Annotated in this window: 13 protein-coding genes and 1 pseudogene; all 14 read right to left on the bottom strand. The window is 41.8% G+C overall.

The features are described 5' to 3' along the window. Positions 1-90: pseudogene (locus BWI44_RS19730) on the bottom strand (YebC/PmpR family DNA-binding transcriptional regulator); the annotation flags it as partial. Positions 91-132: 42 nt separating this feature from the next. Then, the gene (pheT, locus tag BWI44_RS19725) at positions 133-2,595 is read right to left on the bottom strand and encodes a phenylalanine--tRNA ligase subunit beta (RefSeq protein WP_278706388.1); all 2,463 of its coding nucleotides are present in this window, start codon (positions 2,593-2,595) and stop codon (positions 133-135) included. Positions 2,596-2,670: 75 nt separating this feature from the next. After that, the gene (locus BWI44_RS19720) at positions 2,671-3,273 is read right to left on the bottom strand and encodes a nucleotidyl transferase AbiEii/AbiGii toxin family protein (protein ID WP_007663174.1); all 603 of its coding nucleotides are present in this window, start codon (positions 3,271-3,273) and stop codon (positions 2,671-2,673) included. Continuing rightward, positions 3,228-3,533 carry a DUF6922 domain-containing protein gene (locus BWI44_RS19715; protein ID WP_007663177.1) on the bottom strand — a complete coding sequence of 102 codons (306 nt, stop codon included), beginning with the start codon at positions 3,531-3,533 and terminating at the stop codon, positions 3,228-3,230. The genes BWI44_RS19720 and BWI44_RS19715 overlap by 46 nt, the downstream gene beginning before the upstream one ends. 69 nt (positions 3,534-3,602) lie before the next feature. Further along, a complete protein-coding gene (gene dnaB, locus BWI44_RS19710; protein WP_007663179.1) occupies positions 3,603-5,162 on the bottom strand; it encodes a replicative DNA helicase in 1,560 nt (519 codons plus the stop codon). Between the two features lie 135 nt (positions 5,163-5,297). Beyond that, entirely contained in the window at positions 5,298-5,393 is a 96-nt protein-coding gene (locus BWI44_RS19705) for a smalltalk protein (RefSeq protein WP_021968105.1), read from the bottom strand. Between the two features lie 104 nt (positions 5,394-5,497). Next, on the bottom strand, positions 5,498-6,007 hold the full coding sequence (locus BWI44_RS19700; protein ID WP_021968106.1) for an HU family DNA-binding protein: 510 nt from the start codon (positions 6,005-6,007) through the stop codon (positions 5,498-5,500). Positions 6,008-6,178: 171 nt separating this feature from the next. Continuing rightward, positions 6,179-7,318, bottom strand: coding sequence for a DegT/DnrJ/EryC1/StrS family aminotransferase (locus BWI44_RS19695; protein ID WP_118307905.1), 1,140 nt, complete (start codon positions 7,316-7,318; stop codon positions 6,179-6,181). Between the two features lie 23 nt (positions 7,319-7,341). Continuing rightward, on the bottom strand, positions 7,342-7,929 hold the full coding sequence (locus BWI44_RS19690; RefSeq protein WP_118307906.1) for an acetyltransferase: 588 nt from the start codon (positions 7,927-7,929) through the stop codon (positions 7,342-7,344). Between the two features lie 11 nt (positions 7,930-7,940). After that, positions 7,941-8,549, bottom strand: coding sequence for a sugar transferase (locus BWI44_RS19685; RefSeq protein ID WP_118448105.1), 609 nt, complete (start codon positions 8,547-8,549; stop codon positions 7,941-7,943). 8 nt (positions 8,550-8,557) lie between these two features. Then, positions 8,558-9,760, bottom strand: coding sequence for a glycosyltransferase family 4 protein (locus BWI44_RS19680; protein WP_118448107.1), 1,203 nt, complete (start codon positions 9,758-9,760; stop codon positions 8,558-8,560). A gap of 9 nt (positions 9,761-9,769) precedes the next feature. Then, positions 9,770-10,912, bottom strand: coding sequence for a UDP-N-acetyl glucosamine 2-epimerase (locus BWI44_RS19675; protein WP_286816069.1), 1,143 nt, complete (start codon positions 10,910-10,912; stop codon positions 9,770-9,772). Continuing rightward, positions 10,909-12,069, bottom strand: coding sequence for a polysaccharide biosynthesis C-terminal domain-containing protein (locus BWI44_RS19670; protein ID WP_286816068.1), 1,161 nt, complete (start codon positions 12,067-12,069; stop codon positions 10,909-10,911). Before BWI44_RS19670 ends, BWI44_RS19675 begins: the two co-directional genes overlap by 4 nt. Before the next feature lie 33 nt (positions 12,070-12,102). Further along, entirely contained in the window at positions 12,103-13,122 is a 1,020-nt protein-coding gene (locus BWI44_RS19665) for a polysaccharide biosynthesis protein (protein WP_286816067.1), read from the bottom strand. Between the last annotated feature and the right edge of the window lies 1 nt (position 13,123).

Raw genomic sequence — 13,123 nt, 5'->3', positions numbered from 1 at the left:
AATTTGTTTACCCAGTCTTGTAAAGGTCTTTGCCATGTGACCCCATCTTTTCAATTTGGCAGCTTTTCTATATTCAAACGCTCTTCCCATTGGAATAATATTTTAATGTTTAACTATTTAACTTTTAATTAATTATCGAAGTTTTGCATCCAGTTTATCTTCCAGATTCTTCACGAGTTTCGACATTATCTTATCGATCATCTTATCGTTCAGTGTCTGCGTTTCATCCTGCAACAGGAAGCTGACAGCATACGATTTTTTGCCGGCTTCAAGATTCTTGCCTTCATAAACATCGAAAAGAGATACTTCTTTCAGCAACTTCTTCTCAGTTTCATAAGCAATCTTTTCTATCTCCGCAAACTGCACCTTCTTATCGATCAACAAGGCAAGGTCACGTTTCACAGCCGGGAATTTGGAGATTTCCGTATAACTGATCTTTACAGAACGAATAGCTTTCATCAACTCTTTCCAGTTCAGATCAGCGTAATATACTTCATTATCAATATCGAAAGCTTTGAGAATCTTCTTCGTTACGATACCGAATGTAGCAAGACGCTTTCCACCTTTAGTCTGTACAGACAAGGCAGTAGCATAAATATCGTCCACCAGATTACCTACTACCAGATTTCTCATATTCAGCCCTAAACGGAGGAAAATATTTTCTACGTAAGCTTTCAATTCATATACAGAACTTTCTTCGTCAGCATGCGCCCAAGAGTTGGATACTTTCTTACCCGTTACCCACAATCCGAGATGATAATTCTCTGTATAAGCAGCCAACGACTTTTCGGGATTCTTCTTTTCTGCATCGAAATAATAGCAATTTCCGAATTCGAAGAATTTCAAGTCGGCATTCTTACGGTTGGCGTTATGAGAGATACTTTCCAGACCACCGAACAACAAAGTCTGACGCATTGCATTCAGATCTGTACTCAACGGGTTCAGCAACATTACCAGATTCTTAGAAGGATAAGTTTCCATACCATCATAATAACCGGCGCGTGTCAGAGAATTATTCAAAATTTCATTGAAACCACAACCTACCAACTGTTCAGCTACCAAATTCTGTAACTTGTTAGATTTATCATGTTCGCCTTTCGTTGTCAAGCTGGACTTCAACGTAGATGGTATCTCTACATTATTATATCCATAAATACGGAGGATATCTTCAATAACATCACAATCACGTTGTACATCTACACGATAAGGAGGTACAGCCAGAGTCAAGCCTTCTGCAGTCTCATTGGTTATTTTCATTTCCAGACTGGTAACAATACTCTTGATTGTCTCCACCGGAATCACCTTGCCTACCAATGAATATACCTTCTCATAAGATAATTCTACGATGAAATCCTGAGCAGGAGTAGCACAAACATCTTTAATTTCAGAGGAAATAGTACCGCCGGCCAGTTCTTTCACCATCATGGCAGCCAGCTTCAGGCAATAAATAGTGATATTAGGATCAATACCTCTTTCAAAACGGAAAGAAGCATCTGTATTCAGCCCATGACGACGAGCCGTCTTACGGACCCATGTCGGATGGAAATAAGCACTCTCAATGAAAACATCCTTGGTGGTTTCCGTAGAACCGGAATCCAAACCGCCGAATACACCGGCAATACACATCGGTTTTTCCTTGTCACAAATCATCAGGTCACGATCGGATAATTTGCGTTCCACACCATCCAATGTGACAAACGGAGTACCTTCAGGCATTGTCTTTACCACTACTTCACCACCTTCAATTTTATCCGCATCAAAGCAGTGCAACGGTTGACCGAATGCATGAACAATGTAATTTGTGATATCTACTACATTATTGATAGGACGCAGTCCGATGATACGGAGTTTATTCTGCAACCATTCCGGACTTTCTTTAACCGTTACGCCTTTCACCGTTACACCGGCATAGCGAGGGCAAGCCTCAGTGTTTTCAACTGTAACTTTGATATCCAAATCATTATTTTCAACGGAGAAAGTATCTACAGACGGCCTCTTCAGAGAAGTCGGTTTATTATTTTGCACCAGATAAGCATACAAGTCACGAGCTACACCATAATGCGAACAAGCATCGGCACGATTCGGAGTGATATCCACTTCCAGCACATAGTCGCTCTTGATGTTATAATAATCTTTGGCAAGAGTTCCCGGAACTGCATCAGCCGGCAAAACGATAATACCTGCATGATCCGTACCGATACCTATTTCATCTTCAGCACAAATCATGCCGTTAGACTCAATACCACGGAGTTTTGACTTTTTAATCGTAAAACATTCATCCCCATCATAGAGTTTTGCACCCAAAGTAGCAACTACCACTTTCTGACCGGCAGCCACATTCGGTGCACCGCATACTATCTGTACAGGTTCTCCCTGTCCCAGATTCACAGTAGTCACATGCATGTGGTCTGAATTCGGATGAGGAACGCATGTCAACACTTCACCTATCACGAGACCTTCCAGTCCGCCTTTAATTGTTTGCACTTCTTCTACACCACCTGTTTCCAGACCTATAGAAGTCAATGCAGCCGCAACTTCTTCCGGTGTCAAATCGAAATCGACATACTCTTTCAACCAATTATAAGAGATATTCATATCATTAATTTTTTATTGTTTCCAAAAGTGACCCGCAAAGGTAATAAGATTTTTTGGGTTGACAGGGAAAATATATCAAGAAATCTTTGATAGGATATATTCTTTTATTTGCTCCCAAGACTGATTCACAAACATATCAGGCATTGGCTCATTTTCTGCATCATCAAAATAAGCCAGACTTTTCATCGCCATGAAAATAGAACCATCATTATATTTCAATGAATAAAAACTCAGAATCTCATCCAAAGAGAAATGACGTAACAAGAATGCAATATCTATAAAATCCTTCTTAGTTCCCCGCCCTACCACCGCAGTTATTTTCATTGCAGCAATGTCTTTAAAACTAGCCATCCTGATTTCCTGTTTTAGTACCACTTCATCAAGCCACGGATATTTATAGTTCACAATATCCACTTTTATACCATCTATTAAATAAATATGTATATGAGGAGACTCTTTCAAAATAGTAAGAGTAGCAACACTCTTTATAGCATCAACCAATTCTTGAGTATCACAATTGATTGTGCCAAAGAAATCCAAATCAATAGATTTCCGATGCCCTAATTGCAAAGCAAGTGCTGTTCCTCCTACTAATCGTGTATCACGAAGTTCAGGAAGTTGCTGTAACTTTTTTAAAAGTTCCAGTGTTGAGGGTTCAATTGTCGATAAGCATAACATCTGAACTGTTCTTTAGGTGTTTTAGATATGGCAGAAATATAAGCTAAAGCACGAGGCTCTAAATCTCTCATTTCTTTCGTAACTTCAACAATCTTAAATAATCCGTAATACGACCGAAGCAAATTCCAGTCTTTCAGCAAACCATATTCCAACACTCTTTTTATGATATACTCAGAGTGCTTATCAAGGTCTAAATCTTCTCTCCGCACATCCCAAAACAGATGGGCGGAAAACATATTTATATATTGATTTGCAGACATTTTTAACCTTCTTTTTTGCAAAGATATGATTTTCTACTCAAAAAACATCCATTTCATAAACAAAACAAACTAGAATGGCAACGGTCCATCCGACCCCACCCCACCAAACGGATTATCTGTTTGAGGAGCGAACTCAGCTGGAGGCGGTATACTGCCATCACCTACCGCATTTATTTTGGAGCCATAAGTAGCTCCGCCTCCTTCTGCCGGATGCGGAATCACCATATCATCCTCCGGATTCTGGAAACGGGTATACTGACCGATAAAGCGCAAACGAACATCACCTACCGCACCATTACGATGCTTGGCAATAATAATTTCTGCCATACCACGCAAATCAGTACCATCTTGCGATGTATAGATTTTATAATATTCAGGACGATGAATGAAACACACCATATCGGCATCCTGCTCAATGGCTCCCGATTCACGCAAGTCACTCAGTTGCGGACGTTTACCTTCTTCACCTTCACGGCTCTCCACACCACGGTTCAACTGCGACAAGGCTATAATAGGAATATTCAACTCCTTCGCCAAACCTTTCAACGAACGCGAAATGGTACTTACCTCTTCCTGGCGGCTACCAAACGACATACCACTTGCATTCATCAGCTGCAGGTAGTCGATAATAATAATCCTTACTCCATGCTCACGCACCAGACGACGTGCTTTTGTACGAAGCTCAAATACAGACAAAGAAGGAGTATCATCCACATATAACGGCGCATCCAGAAGATCACGCAATTTATAGTCCAACTGTTGCCATTCATAATCTGCCAACTGTCCACTCTTGATTTTCTCACTCGGAATCTCGCACGCATTGGATATCAAACGATTCACCAACTGTACGTTGCTCATTTCAAGTGAAAACACAGCTACCGGATTGCGATAATTCACCGCAATATTCTTTGCCATAGAAAGCACGAACGCCGTCTTACCCATTGCCGGACGGGCAGCAATAATAATAAGGTCAGAATTTTGCCAACCTGAAGTCATTTTATCCAACTTGGTAAATCCGCTTTCCAAACCACTTAAACCATCTGTACGGGCAGCTGCTTTCTGAATTAATTGATACGCTTCGGCAATAACCGGATTAATCTGTGTATAATCCTTCTTCATGTTCTGCTGAGAAATCTCAAAGAGTCTTCCCTCAGCTTCCTGCATTAAGTCATCCACGTCCAGAGTCTCATCAAAAGCTTTGCTCTGAACATTGCTGGTAAATGTAATCAATTCACGAGCCAATGCTTTCTGCGCAATGATGCGGGCATGGTATTCAATATGTGCCGAAGAGGCAACCTTGCTACTCAACTGGGTAATGTAGAACGGTCCGCCCACCTCTTCCAGATCACCACGTTTAGCAAGCTGTTCTTTTACCGTGAGGATATCCACCGGCTTCTGATTCACAGCCAGATCGGTGATAGCGGAATAAATCAACTGGTGCCGGTGTTCATAAAAAGACTCCGGGCGAAGAATTTCACTTACCAATGAATAAGCGTCTTTCTCAATCATCAATGCTCCCAGCACAGCTTCTTCCAATTCCGGCGCCTGCGGCTGTATACGTCCGTAGTCAGTTACAGGCTGCACTTTTGCCTTGGAGTTACTTCGGGGAGTTCTTTTTTGTTCTGCCATTTTTAAATACTATGAATTATAAAGGGATGGCAAAGATAACGCTTATTAATCAAAATCATCCCTATTCTACCAAACAAAAAAAGAGCCATTTCCGAAATTCGAAAACAGCTCTTTACGTCTATATCAAACTTATTCTTAAATGGTCATTGCCTGACCGCCAATCACACCTGCAATGGCACTGGCTACGGCAATAATGACTTTCAATATCACATTCCAACTCGTTTTTTTCATAAGAGAAACTTTTTTAATGATTAATATTCAGTGATCAACAGACTGCGCAGTCTTTAATTTTTAATTCTTAATTCTTTAATTTCCAAAGCTGCTGGCTTTGGAAATTATCCCAGAGGATCGTCTTCTATTCCCCCATCACCCGAATTACCTCCTGAGCCACCATCTGAGCCACCTCCTGATGGAGCATTAGCTAAATTTTTCAGATAATCATCCAAGCTGACCAGATCCAGTTTTTCACCGGCACGGGTAGCAGTCTTGGTTATCTTCAATTCCCTGTTAGCCTGGAAGCAGATACGAACACTCTCCACACTCTTGGCGGTCACATCTTCAGTTTTATCTTCTCCCTTAGATTTTGCAGCCAGCATAAATACACCCAATCCTGCAATATTTACTGTTTTGCCTTCCAGCAACTGTTCTTTCAGCTTCTCCACGAAGTTCTGCATAGTACTCCGGATATCACCAATAGAAAGCGAAGAACGATCCTGCATCTTCTGGGCTATGAATGCCAAGTCTACACTCTGTCCTAAAGTTATCAACTGAGGGAAAAACTTTTTGGGAGAATTCTCAACCCGAGGGTCAGACGGTCTCTCTACCGTTCTAAAAATTACACTCATACTTTTTCATTTAGAGATTTAAATTCTGTTTTAATTCACTTTGTTGATCAACGTTGATGCAAAGATGAGGATTAAATCTCTAATAAAAGTAGGAAAATGAGCGAAGAGAGTAGTTTTTCTGAGAAAAGTTGTAAGTAGTTATAAATGAATATTATACCAAAGCGCTATGATTTACTTTTTCAAACATGCCTTTATTTGCTCCACGATGTACGCTACGTCTTCATCTGTCACCCAAGGTCCGGCAGGAATACATAATCCCATATTAAATAAACGTTCTGAAATACCATTCACATAGCGAGGATTATTTGCATAGACAGGCTGAAGGTGCATAGGTTTCCACAAAGGACGAGTCTCAATACCTTTGGCATCAAGTTGCACACGAACTTCGTCATAATTAGTACCGGTCTTCTCAGGATCAATCAGAATCGTAGATAACCAATAGTTAGCATTGAAACGATCGTCAGGATTAGATTTCAGTGTAATGCCATCCACATCTTCAAAAGCTTTTGCATAAAGATCATGTACATGGCGGTGATGGGCAATATGATCTTCCAGCACAGTCATCTGACCACGACCGATACCCGCACAAATATTACTCATGCGGTAGTTATAACCGATCTTTTCATGCTGGTAATGAGGGAAAGGTTCACGGGCCTGAGTAGCATAAAACATGGTCTGCTTCTTTGCCGCTTCATCAGGAACGATTAACGCACCACCACCCGAAGTAGTGATCATCTTATTTCCATTGAAAGACAACACACCAAAAGTACCGAATGTACCACACTTTTGTCCCTTGAACTCGGATCCTAAAGCCTCGGCGGCATCTTCCAACACCGGAATGTCATATTTCGATGCAATAGCACAAATCTCATCAATTCTGGCAGGCATACCATAAAGATGAACCGGAAGAATGGCTTTAGGCTTTTTACCAGTTTTCGCAATTCTGTCTTTGATAGCCTCTTCCAGTAAAGCAGGGTCCATATTCCAAGTGTCTTCTTCACTATCGATAAATACAGGAGTTGCCCCCTGATAAGCTACAGGATTAGCTGAAGCACAGAAAGTGAATGACTGGCAGATCACTTCATCACCTGTACTGACGCCCAACTGAATTAAACCTAAATGGATGGCTGCCGTACCTGCCGATAATGCGACAACTTCCTTATTCTGTCCCACAAAATGTTTCAGATCTTCTTCGAAAGCATTGACGTTAGGTCCCAAAGGAACTACCCAGTTGGTATCAAAGGCTTCGCGTATAAAGTCTTGCTCCTTGCCGCTCATATGAGCGAGGCAAAGATAAATTCTCTTGTCCATGAAATTATATGATTAAAAGAAAACTATAATAAGTTCTTTATGATTTTACATCTATTCCCTACAGCCAGAACATTATCCGGAATATTTTTTGTGACGACAGAACCGGCACCGATCACACTCCATTTACCCACTTTTACACCCGGAATAATGGTAGTACCTGCACCAATCCAACTGCCCTCCCCTATCTGCACATTGCCACAAAGGGTACAATGAGGAGAGATATGTACATAATCCTCAATTATGCACTCATGATCCACAGAAGCCCCAGTATTGATAATACAATGCCTGCCGATACAGACACCGGATTGTATGATGGCTCCCTGCATCACGACCGTACCTTCTTTTATTACAGCTTCTTCAGATATAATGGCTGAAGGATGAAAAGCATTACCAAAGGTAGCATGCAGACTTTCAGCTATCTTCCTGCGAATACCATTATCACCAATACTGATTATCAACGGTCCGCGGACTTCCGACGAACGTAAAACGGGATAATTAAGAAGAGAATCAATCGCTTCATTATCATCAAATAATGCTTCAAGTTTTTCATTATTCGCACGTAATATATCAATGATCACTTTAGCATGACCACTGGCACCATATAAATACATTTTTTAAAGTTTCAATTGTTTCCGGTAAAAGCCTCCATAGTGACAGAAGTATCAGAACTGATTCCTTCACGTACAAAGACCTTCTTTATTGTAAGAAATATAATTTTCAAATCCAGTAAGAAAGAACAATGATCCACGTACCACACATCCAGTTCAAATTTCTTTGTCCAGGAAATGGCATTACGTCCATTCACCTGTGCCCAACCTGTAATGCCTGGCCGGACTGCATGACGACGGGCCTGTTCTTTGGAATAAAGAGGAAGGTATTGGGGAAGTAAAGGGCGGGGACCTATCAAAGCCATATCGCCTTTCAGCACATTAATCAATTGTGGCAATTCATCAATAGAAGTGGAACGAATGAATTTTCCTATTTTTGTCAAACGCTTCTCATCCGACAGCAGGTTTCCATTTTCATCACGTTCGTCAGTCATCGTCTTATATTTGATAACTTTGAAAATTTTGCCATGCTTGCCCGGACGTTCCTGCATAAAGAATGTACCAGTACCTTTATTAGCAAAATGCAGCCAGATAGAAATTAGTAATAATATCGGCCAGATAATCATTAATGTACAAAAGACTATGATAAAATCAATCAGACGTTTTACAAAATGTACATACATGATTTTGGTTATTGGAAATGTTTCATAATAATCCTGTATGTTCTCTCTACGGTATAATTGTCCTTCAGGTAATCATACCCTTTCTCACCCATTAACTTTAACCTTTCTCTGTCCTCGGCAACAAACTCAACCATCTCCATAAATGTTTCCAGATTTCCACTTTCCGTCCATAAACCATATCCATTCTTTTCGGCAATTGGACCAATATCCGTATTCATGTCCGTAGCCATCAGCACGGACATTCTGTTTTCTAAATAAGATAGTAATCTGGAAGGATAATTAGGAATTGTGAAACGATTGTCCAGAAAAATCAGGCCTACATCACATGCACTCACCAAATCATCGTATTCCTGCTTGGGAAGAGATGGAATTAAGCAGGAATTATGAGGAGTATTATTCCGAAACCATTGAGAAATCTTCCCATATTCAGTACCGTTACCAACTACTACAAAATAAGTATCAGTTCGTTTCTCATTAGCAGCCAATACATCCATCAGAAAATCAATTCCTTGTGGACGCCCCAAGTTACCACCATAAATGAGTAATAGTTTATCCGTTGGAATATTCAGTTTTTGGAGCAAACCGCCATTGTTATATTCTGATTCCTTCCCGTACAATTCAATGCTGTTAGGGCATACCTCCACTCTTTCTGCTGTTATCGAAGGATTATGTCTCAATACATATTCCACATTCGCGGGAGACATACAGCCAATATAGTCGGAAAGTTGATAAAGTCTCTCCTCCTTCTTGCGGAACAGCTTATATATAAAGCTGCCTTTTGAAAACATTCCCAGGTCAACCGCGTTTTGAGGAAATATGTCCTTCAACAAAAGATACGTTTTTGCTTCACATCGTCTCTTCACAGAAGAAATCACCCGGTTGAAAGTGATGGGAGGAGTGGAATACAGTATCAGATCAAACTTTATATTTTTCCAGTATTTACGTATTGCACGCTGATACTGATATTCTAATAGCAAGGTCCCAAGACCTTTTTCTATAAGATTAGTCTTCTGAATATTCAGAGTTTTCACACTCAATATCTTAGCTCCGTCACTTTCTTTTATTCCTGTGGGAAGATGAAAACGGCGTTCAGCAGGAACCACAATATATATCTGATGACCATGACGGATAAACTCACGCGTCAGGTCCGTATAGATACCTCTTTCAGAAATATCAGAAATAGGATGCAAAGTAAGAAACAGAATATTCATCCTTCCAAATCAATATTTTCTCCAAACCATCTTATCCACTACCCCGGTGTAGCTCTGAATCAGTTTCACAACCTTAACCGAAACATTCTCATCCGTATAGTCATCGACAGGGATACCCAAAGCTCCAGCACGATTCATCTCCACCGCCACATCAACAGCCTGCAACACCTGTTCCGTTGTAATACCGGCCAAGATAAAGTTACCCTTATCCAAAGCCTCGGGACGCTCCGTACTCGTACGGATACAAACAGCAGGGAAAGGATGACCGATTGAAAGGAAATAGCTGCTCTCTTCAGGCAGGGTGCCCGAATCTGAAACTACAGCAAAAGCATTCATCTGAAGATGGTTATAAGCATGAAAGCCCAAAGGTTGGTGACGGATCACCCGCTCGTCAAATACAAAGCCACGCTGTTCGATGAATTTCCTGGATCGCGGATGGCAAGAATAGAGAATAGGCATATCGTATTTTTTTGCCATTTCATTAACCGCATTCATCAGATTGAGGAAATTCTTCTCCGTATCGATATTCTCTTCACGATGGGCGGACAGAAGAATATATTTTCCTTTTTCCAGTTTAAGCTTTTCCAAAATATCACTCCCCTTGATCTGTTCCAGATTGTTATGCAGAACTTCAGCCATGGGTGAACCGACCACATAAGTACGTTCCTTAGGAGTACCCGCAGCATTTAGGTAACGGCGGGCATGCTCGGAGTAGCAAAGGTTCACGTCAGCGGTCACATCGACAATCCTCCGGTTCGTCTCTTCAGGAAGGCATTCATCAAAACAGCGGTTACCCGCTTCCATATGGAAGATAGGGATATGAAGACGCTTGGCGCCAATAACGGAAAGGCAGGAATTTGTATCACCTAGTACGAGAACCGCATCAGGACGCATTTCTGCCATAAGTTGGTAAGACTTAGCGATAATATTGCCGATAGTCTCGCCAAGGTCTTTCCCTACAGCATTCAGGTAGTAGTCAGGTTCACGAAGCCCCAGGTCTTCAAAGAACACCTGATTCAGGGAGTAATCATAATTCTGACCCGTATGTACCAGTACCTGATCGAAATATTGGTCACAACGTTTAATAGTGGCAGACAGGCGGATAATCTCCGGACGGGTGCCTATAATAGTCATTAATTTAAGCTTGCTCATTTCTGTTTATAGTTTTCAGTGTTATTACAAGGGGCAAAGTAAGTATCACCGTCAGAAGGGTCATACCATTCATTGATCCAGAACTGGGTATAGAGTTCTTCATCCCCGATATTGGTGATGTTATGGGTATACCAGACGGGCATATCCACATAACAAGGCTCATTGCCATCCAGATAGAAGTTCAGAACTTCATCCGTACCTATCTTACGCAACTGAATACGGGCTTTTCCGCGGATAACGGTAAAACGTTCAATCTTACGGGTATGATAATGATTGCCGCGTGTGATACCGGGAACTGTAGTGGAAAAAGAGACTTGCCCGCCAATACCCAATTTAACAGTTTCCACAAACATACCGCGTGGGTCTTCGTGTTTTACCAGCTTACGGGGATAGACGGAAACAAAGTCAATATAACCGCAGAAAGTATTGAAAAGATTCACTTCATTCTTATCCTTCAGGACAGGAATGATACCCTGATCGAAATAGAGAGATTTAAAGTTTTCCAATACACCTAATATCGTAGTTACTTTCTTCTCAAAGTCATAAGGAACTGAATCACGTTCAATCACCTGAACATCATTTGAAGCGGCTTCGCGTATCTTCCCAATAATATGTTTACAGAGATTACCCACATAGATGAGATTCACCACACTGTCCTGAAGGACCTCAGGAGTTTCCCCATGAGTCAACTTATAGCAGAAAGTAGCGATGAAAGAGTTATAATTGGGACGACCAAAAGGACCGTACACATTGGGAACGACCATACCGGTAAAACTGGCACGGTTCCGTCCCGCCCACTCTTCAAGCAGCCTACGCCCTTCGCGTTTGGAACGTCCGTATTCATTATCGCGTTCCTCCTGCGTAGAAGAAGAGAATAGCACATGTGGAGTTACCTTCTCAGCTTCCATGGCGGATATCAACTGGCTTACCAGACCGATGTTCGTATCATAAAGCACACGGGCATCCGGGTGGCGGTTCATAGCGGCCAGATGCACGATAACATCACATTCACGCACAAAAGAACGCAATTTATCCTCGCTCTGAAAATAGGAGTCTTCAAAGGGGATACGCAGGAATTCATCAGGAAATAGACCGAGCTCATTGTAGAGATGGGTACCTACAAAGCCGGGCTGGCCCGTTATGCCAACTCGTATCATAAAATCATTAAGTTTTTTAAGAATGAGAAAGAATTAGAGATGAAGGTCTTCGCGGATAAAGGAAAGCTTCAGGAGAAGTTGCTTCATGCCTTCCACATCCAAGCGGTGGGTGTTATGGGAGTGGTAGTCTTCTATACGGGAGACTTCCTCACTGCCTTCCACAAAGAATTTGTCATAGTTCAGGTCGCGGGTATCACAGGGGATACGGTAGTAATCACCCATATCGATGGCCTTAGACATCTCTTCACGGGTCACCAGCGTTTCATACAGCTTCTCTCCGTGGCGGGTACCGATGACTTTGACTTCAGCAGTACTATGGTACAACTCTTTCAGCGCATCAGCCAGGACATCCAGTGTAGCGGCAGGAGCCTTCTGGACAAAAAGGTCACCGTTATGGCCGTGCTGAAAAGCATACAGTACCAAGTCTACGGCATCATCCAGAGTCATCATGAAACGGGTCATGTTGGGGTCCGTTATAGTAATAGGATTGCCTTCCTTCATTTGTTCCACCCATAAAGGGATCACAGAACCACGGCTGGCCATTACATTACCATAACGGGTACAGCAGATGGTAGTAGCGCCATCCTCCCCCAATTGACGACCTTTGGCAATGGCGACTTTTTCCATCATGGCTTTGCTGATGCCCATGGCGTTGATGGGATAAGCGGCTTTGTCTGTGGAAAGGACCACGACATTCTTTACACCATGTTCAATGGCTGAATCAAGGACATTCTCTGTACCAAGGACATTGGTACGAACGGCCTGCGTGGGAAAAAATTCACATGAGGGAACTTGTTTCAAGGCAGCGGCATGGAAGATATAATCCACGCCGTTCATTGCATCATCAACTGAACGTTTGTCACGCACATCCCCAATGTAAAACTTCACTTTGGGATTCTGCAAGTGATGACGCATGTCATCCTGCTTCTTCTCATCTCTGGAAAATATGCGGATCTCTTTGATGTCGGAATCAAGAAAACGACGCAAAACAGCATTACCGAAGGAACCAGTTCCACCGGTAATTAATAAAACTTTGTCTTTGAATACTGACATA

Origin of the sequence: Bacteroides sp. Phil13 (genome assembly GCF_001940965.1) — a bacterium.
In the GTDB taxonomy this organism is placed as follows: domain Bacteria; phylum Bacteroidota; class Bacteroidia; order Bacteroidales; family Bacteroidaceae; genus Bacteroides; species Bacteroides intestinalis.
This window is presented reverse-complemented; position numbering and strand designations above follow the sequence as displayed.